General features: G+C 47.2%; 16 protein-coding genes. 6 read left to right on the top strand and 10 right to left on the bottom strand.

Annotation, left to right across the window (positions count from 1 at the left end; genetic code table 11):
* Positions 1-3 precede the first annotated feature (3 nt).
* The 5 genes from KXJ80_RS10115 to xthA all read left to right on the top strand — a co-directional run bounded on the left by KXJ80_RS10115 (position 4) and on the right by xthA (position 5,136).
* Positions 4-2,196, top strand: a complete 2,193-nt coding sequence (locus KXJ80_RS10115; protein WP_218738824.1) for a TonB-dependent siderophore receptor — start codon at positions 4-6, stop codon at positions 2,194-2,196.
* 91 nt (positions 2,197-2,287) lie between these two features.
* Positions 2,288-3,319 carry a siderophore-iron reductase FhuF gene (fhuF, locus tag KXJ80_RS10110; protein WP_259474702.1) on the top strand — a complete coding sequence of 344 codons (1,032 nt, stop codon included), beginning with the start codon at positions 2,288-2,290 and terminating at the stop codon, positions 3,317-3,319.
* Between the two features lie 160 nt (positions 3,320-3,479).
* Positions 3,480-4,025: a septation protein A gene (locus KXJ80_RS10105; protein ID WP_037420040.1), complete on the top strand. Its 546-nt coding sequence runs from the start codon at positions 3,480-3,482 to the stop codon at positions 4,023-4,025.
* Positions 4,025-4,324 (top strand): YciI family protein, encoded by a 300-nt coding sequence (locus KXJ80_RS10100; RefSeq protein ID WP_011072939.1) that lies wholly within the window; start codon positions 4,025-4,027, stop codon positions 4,322-4,324. Before KXJ80_RS10105 ends, KXJ80_RS10100 begins: the two co-directional genes overlap by 1 nt.
* On the top strand, positions 4,324-5,136 hold the full coding sequence (gene xthA / locus KXJ80_RS10095; RefSeq protein ID WP_047538039.1) for an exodeoxyribonuclease III: 813 nt from the start codon (positions 4,324-4,326) through the stop codon (positions 5,134-5,136). Before KXJ80_RS10100 ends, xthA begins: the two co-directional genes overlap by 1 nt.
* A 229-nt stretch (positions 5,137-5,365) precedes the next feature.
* Here the strand turns inward: xthA and KXJ80_RS10090 are convergent, their stop codons facing one another.
* The 9 genes from KXJ80_RS10090 to KXJ80_RS10050 all read right to left on the bottom strand — a co-directional run bounded on the left by KXJ80_RS10090 (position 5,366) and on the right by KXJ80_RS10050 (position 17,017).
* A complete protein-coding gene (locus KXJ80_RS10090) occupies positions 5,366-5,926 on the bottom strand; it encodes a hypothetical protein (protein WP_172589121.1) in 561 nt (186 codons plus the stop codon).
* Between the two features lie 1,255 nt (positions 5,927-7,181).
* Positions 7,182-8,636 (bottom strand): methyl-accepting chemotaxis protein, encoded by a 1,455-nt coding sequence (locus KXJ80_RS10085; protein ID WP_259474701.1) that lies wholly within the window; start codon positions 8,634-8,636, stop codon positions 7,182-7,184.
* 113 nt (positions 8,637-8,749) lie between these two features.
* Positions 8,750-9,241 carry a DUF1097 domain-containing protein gene (locus tag KXJ80_RS10080; RefSeq protein WP_259474700.1) on the bottom strand — a complete coding sequence of 164 codons (492 nt, stop codon included), beginning with the start codon at positions 9,239-9,241 and terminating at the stop codon, positions 8,750-8,752.
* A gap of 369 nt (positions 9,242-9,610) precedes the next feature.
* On the bottom strand, positions 9,611-11,857 hold the full coding sequence (locus KXJ80_RS10075) for a xanthine dehydrogenase family protein molybdopterin-binding subunit (protein ID WP_259474699.1): 2,247 nt from the start codon (positions 11,855-11,857) through the stop codon (positions 9,611-9,613).
* Between the two features lies 1 nt (position 11,858).
* Complete coding sequence (locus KXJ80_RS10070; protein WP_037431089.1) at positions 11,859-12,356, bottom strand: (2Fe-2S)-binding protein; 498 nt, start codon at positions 12,354-12,356, stop codon at positions 11,859-11,861.
* Positions 12,357-12,359: 3 nt separating this feature from the next.
* A complete protein-coding gene (locus tag KXJ80_RS10065) occupies positions 12,360-13,082 on the bottom strand; it encodes a nucleotidyltransferase family protein (RefSeq protein WP_259474698.1) in 723 nt (240 codons plus the stop codon).
* The gene (locus KXJ80_RS10060; protein WP_259474697.1) at positions 13,082-14,095 is read right to left on the bottom strand and encodes an XdhC family protein; all 1,014 of its coding nucleotides are present in this window, start codon (positions 14,093-14,095) and stop codon (positions 13,082-13,084) included. Before KXJ80_RS10060 ends, KXJ80_RS10065 begins: the two co-directional genes overlap by 1 nt.
* A 213-nt stretch (positions 14,096-14,308) precedes the next feature.
* A complete protein-coding gene (locus KXJ80_RS10055; RefSeq protein WP_259474696.1) occupies positions 14,309-16,048 on the bottom strand; it encodes a methyl-accepting chemotaxis protein in 1,740 nt (579 codons plus the stop codon).
* A gap of 324 nt (positions 16,049-16,372) precedes the next feature.
* Positions 16,373-17,017 carry an MBL fold metallo-hydrolase gene (locus tag KXJ80_RS10050; protein ID WP_037431095.1) on the bottom strand — a complete coding sequence of 215 codons (645 nt, stop codon included), beginning with the start codon at positions 17,015-17,017 and terminating at the stop codon, positions 16,373-16,375.
* 179 nt (positions 17,018-17,196) lie between these two features.
* Here KXJ80_RS10050 and KXJ80_RS10045 point away from each other — a divergent pair, with 179 nt between their 5' ends.
* On the top strand, positions 17,197-18,486 hold the full coding sequence (locus KXJ80_RS10045) for an alpha/beta fold hydrolase (protein WP_037431098.1): 1,290 nt from the start codon (positions 17,197-17,199) through the stop codon (positions 18,484-18,486).
* A 218-nt stretch (positions 18,487-18,704) separates the two neighbouring features.
* On the opposite strand, the gene KXJ80_RS10040 is transcribed toward KXJ80_RS10045, so the two are convergent.
* Positions 18,705-19,088: a cytochrome c3 family protein gene (locus KXJ80_RS10040; RefSeq protein WP_037431101.1), complete on the bottom strand. Its 384-nt coding sequence runs from the start codon at positions 19,086-19,088 to the stop codon at positions 18,705-18,707.
* Positions 19,089-19,104 lie beyond the last annotated feature (16 nt).

The raw sequence follows: 19,104 nt of genomic DNA, 5'->3' as shown, positions 1-19,104 counted from the left end.
ATTATGAAAACCTTCCCCCTCAACCATCTCGCGGCGCACTACCAACTCGCCATCACACGCCCTGAGCTTATCCTCTGCTCTGCCATACTCAGCATGCCCTATGCTTATGCCGATGCCAGCGATACCCAGAAAAAATCCACCAAAGACATTGAAATCATTAATGTCGTTGGCGCTAAGGATCTCCATGATAATCGTTACAAAACTCAGGCGATGAACACGGCAACGGGTCTAGATTTGTCCTATTTAGAGACGCCGCAATCCGTCACCTCTGTCACCAGTCAAATGATGCATGACCAACAACTAAACAGCGTCATCGAAGCCATGACCAGCGTAGCAGGCATCAATGCTCGGCCGATGGACAACGACAGATACAGCATCAGCTCGCGGGGAATTGCGGTCACTAGCATTCTTTACGATGGCGTGCCCACCACCTATGACACCCGTTTTAACTACGGCGATAACCTTATCGACACCGCCATCTACGAGCGGGTGGAAATTGTCCGTGGCGCCACAGGATTAATGACAGGTGCGGGTAATCCTTCGGCCGCGATTAACCTTATTCGTAAACGCCCGACGCAAGAATTTATGGGCAGCACCTCAGTGAGTGTCGGCTCATGGAACAATCTGCGCGGTATGGTCGATTTATCCAGCGGCTTAAATGACAGTGGCAGCATTCGTGGCCGGGTTGTCGCCGCCTATCAGGATAAAGAATCCTTCCAAGACAGATACGAGCAACAACGCACCACCCTCTATGGCATTGTTGAAACCGATATTACCGACAGCACACTGCTGACCTTAGGAGTGGATTACCAAGACACCACGCCCGAAGCCACTATGTCCGGCGGTCTGCCGCTGTTCCACAGTGATGGCAGCCGTACAAATTACGATCGTGCCACTTCTACCGCCCCCGATTGGGCCTCGGCGCATACCCAAGGGCTCAATACCTTCGCCAGCCTTGAACATCGTTTTGATAACGCTTGGGAGCTGAAAGGCACCTACAGTTACGGCGATAACTCGCTGAAATATAATGTGCTGTGGGCTACGGGTTACCCAGACCCAGTGACTAATCTTGGCGCAACCGCAGGCTCAATCGCCTATGTCGACGGTAGCCGAACCCAACATAACCTCGACTTACGGGCGCAAGGAATGTTTGCCCTGTTTGGCCAAGAACATCAGCTCACTTTTGGCTGGACGGGTCAGCGCCAAGAGTTTGCCAACCCTTACTATTATCCTACGGCCGCCGTGCCGCCCTTGGGAGATTTTCGCGATCCCAACTTCCAGTATCCAAAACCTCAGTGGAAAGAGACTCACACCACAGGTTCCTTCGGCGACACCGAGCAAAGCGCCGCCTATGTGGCCACGCAGCTTAATCTAACCGATGCCTTGGCATTGCTCGCAGGCCTGCGCCTTAACCAGTGGCAAACCGACCAAGATAACTTTGGCAGCATGTATGATTTTAAGGTCGACAATGAGCTCACCACCTATTTTGGCCTGACCTACGCGCTCGGTGAGCAATACTCGCTTTACGCCAGTTATACGGATATTTTTGCGCCGCAAACCTTGCAGCGCATCGATGCCAGTTATATCGACCCCGTTAAAGGCAAAAACTACGAGGCGGGTATTAAGGCCAGCTTGATGGATGAAAGCTTAGATATGTCGTTGTCGGTATTTGAAATTCGCCAAGATAATGTTGGTGAACGCACCGGAGATGTATTGCCTGGCACCACTATCCCAGTGTATCGAGAGGTTAACGGCACTAAGACCCAAGGCTTTGAGTTTGAATCCACAGGCAAAATCACCGATGACTGGAATATCTACTTCGGCTACACCCAATTCAGTACCGATGATCCTAAGGGCAATCGCATCAACACAACGTCACCTCGCCAGCAGCTAAAACTCTTTACCACTTATACCTTCAGCGGCGATTGGAACAAGTTGCAGCTAGGCGCTGGGGTTAATTGGCAAAGCAGAGTCTATCAAACCGTGAACTCACCCTTAGGCAGAGTCGAGGTAGAGCAAGACTCCTATGCATTGGCCAGCCTAATGGCAAGTTATGCCTTTACCGAGCAGCTAAAGCTGAGCGCCAATGTGCACAACGCCTTAGATAAAACCTACTACAGCCAAGTGGGGCAATATAGCCAATTCCAATATGGCACCCCACGCAGCGTGAGCGTGAATGTAGATTATCGCTTCTAACAGACTGATGATAACCAGCTGTTAATCAATGAAAGCTGCGGTGAGTCTAGCGTTCACCGCAGTTTAATCAATTCAAGCCAAAGGAGTGATTATGGCGCACCAAAGGGATACGGTACCGACCTTAGTCAAGCTTTCCAGAGGAACTCAACCTGATCATACCGAGCACAGCCATAGCAAATGCTCGCAAAGTTTAAACACTGTGAGCCCCAAACAAACAGAACTCGATTTAATAAAGAGCCAAATGGATTTAACTCAAGTAGCTCAGGAGTTTAATCAACGACTGGCGCTGCGCGCCCCATTTTATGCCCAGCACTTTGTGGCAACCACCAAGCCCCAAGGACTCAGTTTTGATACTTGGAGTCAGCCAGCCGTTTATCAGCAGCTTTTACTGGATTTTGCCAAGGCCTATCCACCTTTGGGAAAAACCTCATCTTTCATCACGTTAGAAAATATTCCCGAGCAGATATTGCTCAGCCATAGCCATAATTCCAAAGCCCTTCACTCGCTCTCGGGACAGTGGTATTTCGGTCTGTTAGTCCCGCCCATGTTGGAATGGATTATTAGCGCGCCGCACTCGCTCGCGAGCACCATTGAGCAGATTGAGCAAATTGAGCAGCTTGATATAGCGCCTGAGCATTTTTATCTTCGGCCCCACGATTCAGGCAGAGTCGCAGGTTTTGAGTTTCAATTAACTCCCACTCCTCGGGATAAAGTCGCCATAGTTAAAACCACTGTCTTAACGCCAACCCGCGAGCGACGACTTATCCTGTGGATTCAAAGCCATCTAATCCCTAGCGTTGAACGATTAACCGGTTTAAGCCCAACACCCGCAAAGCTGTATTGGAGCCATTTAGGCTATCTTATTCACTGGTATTTAGGCGAAATGGCATTGCCAGAAATTGAGTTTGAACAGCTTAAGACGCAGCTGTTTAACACTAAATCCTTTAAAGATGGCGAGGTTAATCCACTCTATAACAGCATTAATCTGCTACCCGCCCCAGTTGCTGACGTGGGCAATATTCGCCGCGTGTGCTGCTTAAGGTATCAACTCACGAATAGTCATCGCTGCGGCGATTGCCCGTTAGCCACGCGCGCCCAAGCAAAATGTGCTCCTCACGCTTAGCCTTATCGGTCGCAGCTCGCAGACTTGATGGACTATATGGATTACAACAGCCGTTGCCGCCGCTTTCATGCAACAGTTAGCAATCGGTCACCTTTCACGGCTTTTTCCCTCTAGCCCCCCGTGCTACACTCAAGCCCACGTCTTCTTAACACGATTATTTATGAAACAACTGCTTGATTTTTTGCCACTCGTTATCTTTTTTGCCGTCTATAAATTTTTCGATATTTATATCGCCAGTGGCGCCTTAATCGCAGCCACCGCACTGCAATTAGTCGTGACCTATGCGCTGTATAAAAAATTGGAGAAGATGCACCTGATTACCTTCGCTATGGTGACAGTGTTTGGCACCCTCACCTTAGTGTTCCATGACGATGCCTTTATCAAGTGGAAAGTCACTATTATTTATGCGTTATTTGCCCTAGCCCTTGGCGTGAGCCAACTACTCGACAAGTCGATTTTAAAGTCCATGTTGGGTAAAGAGATGAAGGTGGCCGATAATATTTGGGCACATGTAACTTGGTACTGGGTAAGCTTTTTTGCCATCTGTGGCCTAGTCAATATCTATGTCGCCTTTAGTCTGCCATTAGAAACTTGGGTGAACTTTAAAGTGTTTGGCCTCACCGCCTTAACCCTGATTAATACCGTAATCACCGTCTTTTACCTTTATAAACATCTTCCCGAAGATCAACGCAAGGAACTCAAATAATGTGGTATATGATTTCAGCTCAAGATGTTGAGAACAGCTTAGAAAAACGTTTAGCGGCGCGCCCTGCGCATTTAGCACGCTTACAGGAACTGGCCGATGAAGGTCGTTTGCTGGTTGCGGGTCCACACCCCGCTATTGATAGCGAAAACCCTGGCGATGCGGGTTTTAGCGGCTCATTAGTGGTTGCGGATTTCGATTCGTTAGCCACAGCTCAAGCCTGGGCAGATGCCGATCCTTACTTCGCGGCGGGCGTATATCAAAGCGTTGTGGTAAAACCCTTCAAACGAGTTCTGCCTTAATGAAAATCGTTTCTTTCAATATCAATGGATTGCGTTCTCGCCTGCATCAATTGCAAGCGTTAATCGACAGCCATCAGCCCGACATTATCGGCCTGCAAGAAACCAAAGTGCACGATGAAGCCTTCCCGCTCGCCGAAGTTGAGGCCATGGGTTATCACGTGCATTACCACGGTGGCAAGGCACACTATGGCGTAGCTATGCTCTCCAAAGTTGCCCCGCTTAAGGTGCAAAAGGGTTTTGCAACCGATGAAGAAGATGCCCAGCGCCGCATGATTATCGGCACCTTTGCTCAGGCAAATGGCCGTCCGCTAACTGTGCTGAATGGTTATTTCCCTCAGGGCGAAAGCATTGACCATCCGACTAAGTACCCTGCTAAGCGTAAGTTTTATCAGGACTTAATGGCGCATTTGCACGCTAATCATAGCAACGATGAAGATATCGCCATTATTGGGGATATCAATATTTCGCCCATCGATTTGGATATCGGCATCGGTGAAGTCAACCGCAAGCGTTGGCTAAAAACCGGAAAATGCAGCTTCCAACCCGAAGAGCGTGAATGGCTCAAAACCCTGCAAGATTGGGGATTGGTGGATACCTTCCGTCAACTGCACCCCGACCGCTGCGAACGTTATTCATGGTTCGATTACCGCAGCAAAGGATTCGATGATAACCGCGGTCTTCGCATCGATGTGATCTTAGCCACGCCGTCACTGGCCGCACGTTTAATCGAATCCGACGTCGATTACGATCTGCGCGGTATCGATAAACCCTCAGATCACGCGCCAATTTGGAGCACCTTTAAAGAAGCCTAACTCGCTTGAGTAACTTCTTTAATCGATATAAAAACATCGGCCTAAGCCGATGTTTTTGTTTTAGAGCTTAGCATTTGAGGACAAAAGCGTGATACCCCTTTGCACTAACTCGTCAGTTTCGGATTAAAATTTCTATTTAGATAACGCTCCAAAAAGGAGCAAAAAAGTTTTTTAAAATAAACGATGTAGGAGCAAAACCAACTATTTTTTATCCCACTGATTTGGCTTGTTACATGCACTTTTGCAGTTTTAGCACAAAGGTTTCGCCATCCATTTCCGCTGGAATAATAATCTCTGTAGAGTATTGGGGAATAGAGCCTTCTTGTCCTGTTTTGTACTGTAGCAAGCCAAATAGATCCCAAAGACTAGATAAAAAAGCATCAAGAGCCTCATCATTAAGGCTTACACCGCATAGTGTACCCGAAAGCACGGTATGCGCATCATTGTGAGATAACACTTTGTTTCTATAGTTTTTTAAACCACTAGTTTCAAATCTACCCATAATATCCGACAAGCTACTTTTTATATCAGAGTCTTCTGATAGTGAATACGTATTTATGATGTATGCGAATGACAGGTTATCTTTACCACAAGAACTCTTAGGATCTAGCAATCGAGCCAATTTGAAATAGATATTGTTAATTAAACATTGTTGATAATTAGCAAATACCCAGTCACTGAACTCTCTTAGGACTTTTACATTTTGGTCAGAACCAAATATCTGCCGATAATACGTCAAATCAGTCGATACATCTGCGAGCAAATTCTTCAATTGTAACAATGAGTTCAACACATACTCCTTGCAATACATCCGCTAATAAATTCAACCACACATTTTAAATCAACAACATAATGCACTTTCCGTTTACCTACAACTTGTAAAAGTTAATATTGCTTAAAAAAGAACCATCAAAGTCGCAGGGACAGCATCTAAGGCAATAAATTGCGCTAATTTATTAAAAAATATGGGGATTTTAGACAAGTTATATCGTCCCATCGTGCTTGGGAGGCATTTGTATAAGACATCTTTCGGAGTAATGTAAGTCGTTGTCAGTTGATGTGAAAATGATGACTACTTGCCGCAAAGTGCCGTCGTCGCTTTTCGATATGTTCGCAATAATAGGTCAAATCTAGCACAGTGCTCGCTGGGTCATGAAGGCTTTATGCCCAAAGTTAATGGCTTCTGTTCTTATGTTCTGTCCATTAAAATTTGGGGAAATTACTGAAAATACATGAGTAACAAAACCAATAGTGCTCCAATCACAACTGCGCTGCCCATAAAAATGTACTCCTTAATTTCAGCAATCAAAGAAGGATTACCTAGTTTAGACCAATTAGTTAGTAATTTGACTAATGAAACTGTCATTCCTCCTAACCCAAATGCAAACGAGCAGAAACCAAAACTAAAAATGTAAAGATAAAGATCGTCACATTTTCCAGTTATCGGGTTAGAATCAATAACAGTTAAGTATATAGGCCTGATAAATGACTTGGCTCCGATGATTGTCATCAAAATGATTAATAAAAAATACGAAAAATAGTTAATTCCCCTCCCTCTGATTAGAGATATAAATTTTTTCATATTATAGAAAAATCCTATTGAAAAATCCGGCCATCCATTTTAGCTCAACAACATAATGCACTTTCTGTTCTTCCACAACCTACACAGGCCGAAATAGCTTGGATAAGAGTCATCAAAAGTCGCAGGACTGCATCTGAGGAAAAATCGAGCTAATTCATTAGAAAAAAGTTGAGACTGACATAACTTCCAAGTCGCACTAGCGACTTTGGCTTTCTATCTCGACAACGTTACTCGCCCTATTACCTTTGAATAGCAAAACGACATGGGTATAAATTTTTGGCCAAATGTACAGTCAATTGACAGTTAAACTAAATCAACGATATTGCCTATTTTAAGAATATAAAAATGGCGGTTACATCAAATGTAACCGCCATTTTTTAGCTATTACGCTTCGCCAAAAGATAGAGCGTTAAGCTTCAAAACTAATGAGGATTCATAAACCTAATTCACATAAAGCAATCGCTTAGCTGGTTCGATACTGCTTTAAAATGCCTTCAAGCTGAACCGAAGCCTGCTGCAAATCATGCGCTAGGGTGACACTGCGCTGCGCCGTCTGTTTAATGGTATCGGATTGATGGCGGATCTCATTAAGCTGGCCAGCGATATCACGGGCGGCAACACTTTGTTCTTCCGCCGATGCAGCAATTTGGCTACTCATATCAAAGACGGCATTTACCGATTGCGCCATCCCTTCAACATCGTTACCCACTTCAACAATGGCACTGCGGCCTTCATCGGCGCGGTCCACAATCTCGGTGGTGATATTGGAGAGCTGACGAGTGCCCGATTGCAATCCTTCGATCATCGCTTGGATCTCAACTGTCGCTTGTTGAGTACGTCCCGCTAAGGTACGCACTTCATCGGCAACCACCGCAAAACCGCGACCTTGCTCACCTGCGCGCGCCGCTTCAATGGCCGCATTCAGCGCCAGCAAGTTAGTCTGCCCAGAAATACTATTGATGGTTGTCACTACCGCATCAATAGCCGCCGCATCCTTAGATAATTGTTCTACCGATGAAAAGGCTGCACCAATTTTGGTTGAGAGCAAACCAATACTGTCCACCGTATGGCTAATACGCCCTTGGCTGGCACTCATTTGGCTGGCGTTATCTTTAGTCTGTAGTGAAGTGTTACTGGCATTAACCGACACTTCTTCAATCGCCGAAGTCATTTGCGCCATGGCCACAGCCACTGAATCTAAAAATTGATGCTGGGCACCAATTAACTCACCGCTGATTTTTGCTTGCTGATTAAACTCATCAGCAGCGAGGGAAAGTGTTTGGGCATTATTGCGGATAGCGCTCACCATTTCGCTCATGTTATCGGCACAGCGGTCAATTTCGCGGGCGATTAAGCTGAAGTCATCGGTACCGAAAAAGTTTAATCTGAAACTTAAGTCGCCATCGGCTAAGCGTTTGATGGCCATGTACATATCCCACAGACCACCGCCGAGGGAGGTTGAAATCCAATAGCTTAGTTGGAATAAGGGCAATAAACCGATTAACGCGAGCCAAAACATTAAGTTGGCATCGCTGCGACCGTCGCTTTCCCATTGGGCAACATTTTGCGACAGCTCAAGTGCGCCGCTTGATCCCACGCTGGCGCTGGCAGTCACATTATCCCTTTGGCGCTGCGCCTCTGCTTGGCGAGTGACAACACTTAAACCATTGTCACGGGCAAACTGTGACAGGGCATCACCTTGCAATTTTTGCGCATTCGCGACTTGGGCAAAGGCATCAACAGTCGCCTGTACCCGAGCCAGAGAGGCGGCTTCGAGGTTACGGTGAGCATGTTGGTAATTGATAAGTGCGATGGTAGCCGTGATTAACGCCACCATAGAACAGACAATCCAAAATTTGCCGTTAAGACTGAACTTGATCAATATGGCATCAATGGTGCGAAACTGGATTTGTTTCATCTTGATATTTCCTAAGACCTAAAGCTATCGGGTACTAAATCAGCATTATAGCTCATCTATTCGATCACTCAGTTACCGCATGGCTATCATGCGAACACAAAAGTGATGGAAGATTAATCGGCACTGGCGATTTCAGAACCTGTTGATGCTGACCATTTTTGGCGAAGGGTGATTAACTGCGCCGTCAATAAGCTCATGCAAAAACCTAACAGGGCGCCTAACACTAAAGGCGGCACAATATTGGCCACATCCCCAGCCATAGCAAAGGTAATACAACAGCCGATAAAGGCACCGGGAATAAAACTGAGTTTTTGATAACTGGCCTGTAGGCACATTGCCGAGGTAGCGATACCCGTAAACAGATAACCCGCCACAGGCGATACGAAAAAACTGCTACCGCTGATAATGAGCCAAGCCCAAAACACACCGGAGATATTGGTGCACCACGCCATCATCACGCCTTGAAAACCGGCCTTCGGCTGAGCAAAAAACGTGCTACAACCTAAAAAGCCAATCCAAGTAACAAGATGAAAAGTATCTGCGATACCACACCATATTGCGGCTAATAACCCCGCAGAAATAGCGACCTGCCAACGATTTTCCATGATGACCCCTTTATTGTTTTCACGGAAGTTAACTACTCAAATGCGCTCAAGGTGCGGCTGTATTATGGTGTTATAGCGCCCTTCACTTCCGTGTCGATCAATTTTTAGTAGGGATCTGCAATCGAAAACTGACTCACAGGCCGACTAGTAACCGATTCAAATGAATGTGTACGCGAGTCCGCATACCTTAGGTCACTTGAGTAAACATATTGGTTAAATTACCTCAAGTTCGGTAACAAAAACCTGATCTATTGCTAATTTTCGGCATTAATGCCCGTAAATTTGCTAACAAGCAATTTATTTGTGGTAAAAAAACGAAAAAAGCGCTTATTAGGCGCTTTTTTGCTCACTCAGGTGTCGTTTACAGCATCACACCTTTAACTGTTTATTAACCGGCAGGTCGCGGATCCTAAGGCCTGTTGCGGCAAATATCGCATTGGTCAGACTAGGCGCCACTGGCGGTACGCCGGGCTCACCTACACCCGCAGGCGGCGCATCCGAGTCAATAATGATGATCTCCATCTCTGGCACTTGGGGTAAACGCAGCAGCGGATAATCATGAAAGTTAGACTGCACAACCTTACCCTCTTGATAACTGATTTCCCCCATCAGTGCTAAGCTTAAACCAAATACAATCGCGCCTTCGGTCTGCGCTTTCACCCTGTCGGGGTTAACCACAGTGCCGGCATCAATCGCTGCAATGGCATTCAGCACTTTAAGCTGCTTATCCTCACCGACCTCAACTCGTATCGCCACCGCCACCACACTCACAAAACTGCGATGCACGGCAAAGCCCCAACCTTGATGTTTACCCGCTTTAGGCGCCTTAGCCTGAGCTTGTTCAACCGCCTCAATTACCTTGAGATAACGGCCAACATCGACGGGATGACGATTTAAGTCTTCACCATAGTTACCATATTTAAAGCCTTGGTTCTCAAAGGTCTCTCGCCTTGCTTGCCCCAGCAAGCTACGCCACATATCGGGGCAAGATAACTTGGCTTTATGGGCCATTTCATCGACAAAACTGCCCACGCCAAACCCGTGTTGGATGTTACATACCGAGCGCATCCAACCAATACGGCTATGGGCGCTGGCCTTTACAGCCTCATAGCGTAAATTTGCCAGAGCAAAGGGCACATCGACAAAACCTAAGTCCAACTCACCGCCGGATGGATACTCGACGCCCTCGGCAAAGGTGGAGCTGATCGACGGGAAGCCCGTACGCGCTAATAGCGCCGTCGGTTTGTTGTTGGCATCGAACAAGGCCTGATAACACTGGGCACTGATGGCATGGTAATAACCGTTTTGGATCTCATCCTCACGGCTCCAACTCACCTTCACCGGCCGTTTAAATTGCTTAGAGAGTAGCGCCGCCTCCACACTGAAATCTGGTTTGGACTTGCGCCCAAAGCCGCCGCCCAGAAGCGTGACATTCACTTTGACCGCCTCTTCGGCGATACCTAAGGCCGCAGCCACATTTTGCTGGGTACTCTGCGGTGTTTGTGTCGATGCCCAAATTTCACAGCCCTTCTCGGTCACATTGGCGGTGGCCACAGGCGGCTCGATGGAGGAATGGATAAGGTAAGGCACGGTATAAATCGCCTTAAGAGTATCGTCCTTTGGCCAGGCTTTGACCTCATCACCAACTTGACGTACCACCTTGCCAGGGGCTTGTACCTTGTCCACCAGCTCTTGCAGATAGGTTTTAGAATCGTGGCTACTGTTGGCAGACTCAGTCCAGCTCACTTGCAAGGCTTTACGTCCCTGCAGCGCGCTCCAAGTATTTGTCGCCACCACAGCTACGCCGCCTAAGGCTTGAAAAGCGGGCGCGCCCTTGGGCGTTGGCAAACGGTACACATCGACCACACCCGCTACGTTGCGCGCTGCACTATCGTCAAGACTTGCCACATCGCTCCCCAATACGGGTGGGCGCATAATGCTGGCATAAAGCATGTTATCCACTTGGATATCATAACCATAGATAGCCTTTCCCGTGAGCATGGCCTGCATATCGACTATCTGACGCGAAGCCCCTATTTGCTTGAAATCCTTAACCGCCTTTAATCGCAGCGAATCAGCCGCAGGCAGTGGTAACGCCGCCGCATCGAGGGCTAATTCGCCAAAGCTGGCAGAACGGCCAGATTTGGCATGCAGCACTTGATGATCTTTAGCCTGCACTTCACTCACAGGGACTTTCCAGCGGGCTGCTGCGGCTTGCTCAAGCATGGTTCGAGCCATCGCGCCCATCTCACGCATGCGATCATAGTTTTCGCGGATACTGCGACTACCATCGGTATTTTGGCTGGCGTAGCGTTTATCGGCGAGCCCTTGAATAGGCACAATTTTATCCCAATCAGCCTCTAGCTCTTCGGACAAAATTTGCAAAATCCCCGTGCGGATCCCCTGACCCATTTCGGAGCGGTGGCAGGTCAAATAGACCTTGTCGTCCTCACCGATGGCGATAAACAGATTGAGCCGCGCCTGTTGGTCCTGCGCCAATGCCATTGGACTCCAACTGAGGCCACTGGCACCAAGGGCGAGGCCGCCCCCGACGGCGCCGAAGAGTTTTAACACATCGCGGCGACTGATATTTTCAACTGCGGTGAATGTACTCATCTTAGCCCTCCTGTTTGGCATAGCTTTGCAGCGCCGCTTTTATCCGAGGATAGGTACCGCAGCGACACAAATTACCCGACATCGCAGCATCGATTTGTTCCGCCGATGGTTTTGGATGCTGAGTGACTAAAGCCGCTGCTGACATTAATTGCCCCGCCTGACAATAACCACACTGAGGCACATTGTGTTCGGCCCAAGCATTTTTAAGCTTTTGATTACTCAGCCCTTCGATCGTAGTCAGTTGTTTACCCTGCACCTGGGATAAGCTGGTTAAACAGGCGCGCACAGGCTGACCATCTACATGCACGGTACAAGCGCCACAGAGTCCGGCGCCGCAGCCATATTTAGTGCCCGTTAAGCCTAAAATATCCCGTAACGCCCAGAGGATAGGCATATTGGGATCCGCATTTAAGGTAAAGGATCTGCCATTAATGGTCAGGTTTAGGGAAGGCATCGCAAGGCTCTGGTCCTGTGCCGCCTCCGAGGATGGTATTGCCATAACTCACTCCTTAAGTGCCAACCACGACGCAAGATCGGCTTTAGTATCAATATCAATCGCGGCATGGGGCAAAGGAACAGCCACTAACTCACCCACATTTTCCAGTTGTTTTAAGATGGATTTGGCGCCGCGATCGCCGGTCAAATCCGTTAATAAATCGAGTATTGAGGCATTAAAAATAGCAGGGGCGCCTAATTCATCCAACGTCCCTTGTTCATCCAACGTCCCTTGTCCATTCAACATCTCAGCTTCGTTCGTATAAAAAGCGGCCACAGATTGTTGACTCGTCTGCCAAGTCTCAATCACCTGCCGATAGTCTTCAAATGTCAGCGCAACTTGATCCGCTAAGGTAAGTAACATGCCGTCAAACTGCTGCGCTTTTGCATAGGCCGCCGCGACTCGCAGCGACGACGCCAAACCTGTTTGCCAATTAGGATTATCAAGCAACGCCAGTTTTAGCGCTCCGAAAGCGTCAAGTTGCGGACGCAATAATGTTTGATGGGCACCAAGCACTACCAATAGTTCTGCAGTGACTTGATTGGATGATCCCATTACTAATGGAGCCGAGGTGAAGCGAGCCAAACGGTCGATATGGCGTTGTAAGATGCTATGCCTTTGCCCTTCACTCGCCGCTGTTGATAAACGTTGTGCCAGCTTCGCCCCCTGAAAGCGCCGACTCTCGCCTGCCGCGAGCACAGCAATGAGCAATCTTTGCCTGATGCGCATTAAGGCATCATTCCATCGAGCGAGGAAAATGCCGCGCCATGAAGCACCCCATGGCATTGGGCCAAGATACTCAAGGCAATGGCGCTCGGTAACTCGCCACCAAGAGCAAGCCCCGCAGGTGCCGAGAAAAAGCCACTAAACGACTCCGTATTGAGTTCGGCCATCGCCAGCACTTTATCCCGCCGATGAGCGGGCCCCAAGAGGGCAACATATTTAAGATCAAAAGGTTGAATAGCTTTGAGCGCCGCCGCATCCAAATTCAGGTGATGGTGCATGACCACGGCGCAATCTAATTGCGCGACAAGCGCTTCGGCATCATCAAGGCTTTGCTTGACGATATGGGCATGGGGAAAGTCGGCACTTCTCGCGTAGGCGGTGCGCGTATCAAACACGCTCACCTGCCAACCTAAACTGTGGGCAATCGCTGCCACGGGTTTAGCATCTATTCCTCCACCAAAAATCCCTAAATGAAATCGTGGTCTGACTGGGATGATAAGCGCCTCCCATTCAGGCTGACTGAGTATGCCCGCCTTTGGAAAATCCGCCGTAGGAAAAGGGGCACTTTGCGCCGGATAAAACTGTGCAGCGTAACTGCGAGCATCGCTGCCCGCAGGCACTAAGGGCAATTGATAGTAGCCCGACAGCCCCTTGCGAAACGCTTGTACTATGTCCACTAGGCCAAGATCATGATTTTCTTTAAGCAGAGGGATCAACATGATATCGACTTTACCACCACAACCTAGGCGGTAGCTGGCATCGGATTCATCGGTTGCATCATAGGTGATACAAGTAATCTGTTGCGATTGCATGGCTTGCTGCGCATGACGGCGAAGATCGGCCTCTAAACAGCCACCACTTAATATCCCTGCGCCTTGGCCAAACTCGTGGAATAACATCATGGCGCCGGGTTTACGGTAGGACGAGCCTTGGATATGGGTAATCACCGCCAGCACCCATGCATCATCCGCGAGGGGCAACCAATGTTCTAATAAGTCTTCCATTTGGTGATCCATCGACATTGACTCCTCTCTATTTCGCTAACTTAGGGACACATTTAATGCATCCACGATTGAAATCAGCGTAACTGATTAAAAAATTATCTTTATGTAGAACAAGCTAACAAAGGAAAATTGAATTTAAAAGGGCAAAAGCGGGGAAACACAAAATAGCTAAAGGATAAAGCTGACATCCCTGTCAACAAGTGGGAGATAGCCTTGAACTAAGGGTTAAAACTGATACTCTCCAGCCTTAGTTCGTAGTGCTTGGGATTGATTATCTAAGCTAATAGAGGTGAATTCGATTTGCTCAATAATTTGTGACACTTCGCGGGAATTATCGCGGATCACCATAAGACTGGTGGCAATATCCTTAGACACCAGAGATTGCTCTTCGGTTGATGCCGCTACTTGGGTATTAATCCCATGAATCGCCGCAGTGCTATGGCGAATATCATCAAAGACCGTCACGATACGTTGCAATTCACCTGAGGCTTTTTTCATTAAGTTAGCCGCTTGGGTGACTGAGCTGCCCACCTGATTGGTGCGATTTTGTAAACTGGCAACAATATCATCAATTTCCTTGGTAGAATCTTGAGTGCGCTGTGCGAGTGAACGCACTTCATCGGCTACCACCGCAAAACCACGCCCTTGCTCACCCGCCCTCGCCGCCTCAATGGCGGCATTGAGTGCCAATAAGTTAGTTTGCTCAGCAATCGCTTTAATCACACTTAATACATTACTGACTTGAGTGCTCTCATTCACCAAATGCTGCATCGAATCTTGGGTGGTCGTAAATTCACTTTCGAGCACCGCCATCGCATTCAATGCCTCTGAAACCGTATCCTGACCAACGCCCACATGGGTTTCATTTTCTGCTGCCCGAATTTCGGCGTTCGAGGTGCTCTCACTAACATGCACTAAGGTGGTCGTCATTTCTTCCATCGCGCTCGCACTGGCATCGAGCTCTTTGGCGACTCGGTTTGAGCTTTGACGGGAAACTTGAATCGAAGCTTTGGTTTGTTTAGCGAGATCTGCCACCTCCTTCGCAATACTGTCCGTCGTCGCTAATGAACTGGCTAGAGATGAAATGAATAAATTAATTTGGTTAACAATTTCCCCAATTTCACCCTGAGTCGAAACTGAGATCCTGCGGGCAAGATTTTTAGACCTTTGAATATCAAGTAATTCGCGACAGGTTTGTACGAGTGGAGTCACAATCCTACTTTTAACAATAACAAAGCCGCCAACGGCAACTAAAATCACCAAAAAGAGTACAAACTGCGAACCATTGAGTGCCATATTTAAAGAATCCAATCGATTACTCACCTCACCCTCAGTGCGTTTATCCAAGGCGGTAAAAAACTGATCGATCGGCTGCATGATCTTGGCTTTTTCACTATGATATTGATCGCTATGTAGTAATTCCCTCGCCATCGCGAGATTCGGCTCACCTTTAATGCTGTAGGTTTGGGTATTAGGATCGATAAAAATTCCTTTCACCGCGTTCATCGCCTTGACCTCAAGGGCGACTAAAGCATCAGAATTTTGCTGTGCCTGCTCTAGATAATGGAATTCCTCATCAGAAAACCCCAAGGCCTTCATTTGGCTTTTGATGGCCACTCTGGCGCCATCTGGCTTAGGTTTATCGCCATAACTGAGCACCAAATCCCAATAAATCTGGTGATATTTTTCCGGTCTAGGTTTTTCACCGTTACGAATGGCCAGAATATCCATATACATTTTTTCGTACTTTTCATCCCCAGTCACCGCATAGGTACGGGCGAGTCTGGTCAAATCATCAGAACTTTGCCGAAGTTCATCAGCAATTTGGTAGGATTGATAGCGAATATTCGCAGCATCATTAAAGAGTTCAATCTTAGATTTGACATTAAAACTCAGCACCGCCGTAATCACTGCACTAGCGACGATTGTGGAAAAAACAACACTCATCATCGTTTTTGTATTCATAGTTACCCCGATAGACACCTACAACGTTAGCTTTAAGTCTAGTCAGTAAAATGTAGCTAAAACGTAAAAAAACAGAATTTTGATGAAATAATACACAGAGTTACGAGCGATTCTCAGTTGCGTAAATAACCGATATTTGGTTTAGGTCAAAATATAATGCTTAAAAATAGATAGTTGCGGATAAATCTAACTAAAAAGACCCAAGATGTGTGTCAAGCAGAGATGAGGTTTGCAGGTTTAATCAGGCACAGTAAATATGAATTGTACCTGATTAGAACTCGCATTTTGGTTGATATTAAGTCAATTGACGCAGTGTTATGCAACTTAGAGCAGTAACTGATCAGCCACAAAGGGATTATGTTCACGCTCTTCGCCAAAGGTAGACATAGGTCCGTGGCCAGGAATAAATTCCACGTCAGCGCCTAAAGGCCAGAGTTTAGAGGTGATTGAATGGATCAAGCTTTGATGATTTGACTGAGGAAAATCAGTACGGCCAATCGAGCTTCTAAAGAGAATATCTCCGACCCATGCAAGCTTGGATGAGGCCGAATAAAACGCCACATGTCCTGGCGTATGGCCAGGGCAATGCAGCACAGTCAAACTTTGCTCGCCCACGGTGACGGTATCGCCATCACACAGGTATTGATCGGGTTCAAAGGCATCACAGTGGGGAAAACCAAAGTTTTGACTCTGTTTAGGCAGATTTTCAATCCAAAACTTATCCGCCTCATGTGGACCAACGATGGGTACATTCGTTTGTTGTGCTAATAACTTAGCACCGCCAACATGATCAATATGACCATGAGTGAGTAACACTTTTTCAAGGGTCAGCCCTAATTTAGTGACTTCACCTAAAATACGGTCAACGTTCCCTCCCGGATCGACAACCGCTGCATGCTTAGTTTTTTCACACCAGATCAAGCTGCAATTCTGCTGGAAAGGTGTCACAGGAATAATTTGGTACTTCATAGCTTCAATCTCGTGTTATCCATAGCCGATAGATTACGCTAAGAGGGTTATCATGGCTCAATTTTTTATAATAAAAATTGATCTCAACCAAAGGCTAATCAAATAATCCTAACTTGCGACAACAGGGCTTTTGTATACAATCTGCCATAAATAACAAGCCTAGCCCTTAAGGTCAATTGATGAAACCCGATATGATGCTCGCTGGTGTTTTCGCCAAGAAACACACATTTACTTTGCCACTCAACTACCAACAACCCATTGGTGAGCAGATTACTGTGTTTGCGAGAGAACTTTGCGCCATTGAAAATAAAGATAAAAAATTACCCTATATCGTCTTTTTCCAAGGAGGTCCTGGCTTTGCCGCTATGCGACCCGCCAGCAATAGCGGCTGGATCCGTCGAGCACTCAAAGAGTTTAGAGTCTTATTGCTCGATCAACGGGGCACAGGCCTTTCTAGCCCCATCAATTATCAGAGCCTCTGTCACTTACCCCCTGAGCAACAGGCCGAATATTTAAGCCATTTTAGAGCCGACAATATCGTCCGTGACGCCGAATCCATTCGCACCCAGCTCTGCCCCGCCGATAAATGGGCTATCCTCGGTCAAAGCTTTGGTGGTTTCTGCGTGCTGCACTACTTAAGTGCTGCGCCTCAGGGCGTAAGTGAAGCCTATATCACAGGTGGTATTCCTTCCCTCACGCGCAGCAGTGATGAGGTTTATCAAGCCACCTATCAGCGCGTACTCGCCAAGAATAAGGACTTCTTCCAGCGCTTCCACGATGCGCAGCATCTGGTGACTCGCCTCGCCAAACATTTACTCGAACATCCAGTGCAGTTAGCCACGGGTGAACGCCTCACGGTTGAAATGCTGCAACTGCTTGGCATTAATTTAGGCATGGAGCAAGGCCCTGAGTCAGTCTACTATTTACTTGAACAGGCCCTAGTGCACTCGCCCCAAGGTGATTATGTCAACCCGCTGTTTTTAAATCATTTCTGCCAATTACTCGACTATAACACCAACCCAATTTTTGCCCTGTTACACGAGGCCATCTACTGCCAACACAGTGCGTCACAGTGGTCTGCCCATAGGGTACGGGAGCAGTATCCGGCCTTTAACTATCAAGTGGGTAAGCCTTTCCTGTTTACTGGCGAGATGATTTACCCTTGGATGTTTGAACAATTTAGCCATTTAGCGCCACTTAAAGCCGCAGCCAATATTCTTGCCCATAAAACGGACTGGCCAGCGCTATACAATCTTGAGCAGCTCAGCCAAAACCGCGTCCCAGTTGCGGCCGCGATTTATAGCGAAGATATGTATGTAGAGATGGATTTCAGCCTAGAAACCGCCAAACAGGTAGCGCACCTAAAGTATTGGTTAACCTCAGAATATGAACACAATGGTATTCGAATGGATGGCGAGCGGATCTTAGATAAGCTCATCAGTCTCAACCGCGGTGAACTCTTAAGATAAATGTTAATTTTAAGGGTTAATTAAGTAAAAGCTGTCATTGTGTGCAGGCTCCTCATCCAAATGAGTGATTTTGGCTACAACGTTCAACGACCTATTTTCCGTGAGAGTAATCCGAGTTGGATTACTCTTTTTTTTGCTGAAAAAATGCACTCAACAAAGTTGAGTGCATGACAATAATCGTCAAAATACAGGGGAGCGGGTGTTTAACGAGGATGAAATTAACGTTTCATTTGAGGATAAGTAAACTCATGGCATTGATTGCAATAGACTTTACTTTCTTTGTGTTCCTGATGGCAGTAAGTACAAGGCAGATCAGTACCATAGTGCAGACTGTTATGGGGATTCGGCTCAACCGAATGACCCGCATCCGCAGGGCGCGCAGTCAACTTAGCCACGTCCTCGGGTGAACCATGACAACGACTGCAAGTCGCAGCATCGGGAACGGTTTTACGTTTTGCATCACCGTGGCATGCCGCACAATCGACTTTACCATCGGCTCCAGTCATTACCTCTTTATGGTAATCCTTGATATTCATTGCATTAGCAGCCATAGGTGCTGCCAACATGGCACCGAGTAATAGAATAAATACGGGTTTTAACATCAGAGTCTTCCTAGGC

Source organism: Shewanella xiamenensis (assembly GCF_024971755.1).
Classification (GTDB): Bacteria; Pseudomonadota; Gammaproteobacteria; order Enterobacterales; family Shewanellaceae; genus Shewanella; species Shewanella xiamenensis.
Note: the sequence above shows the minus strand (reverse complement) of the source record. Positions and strands in the feature narration are given on the sequence as shown.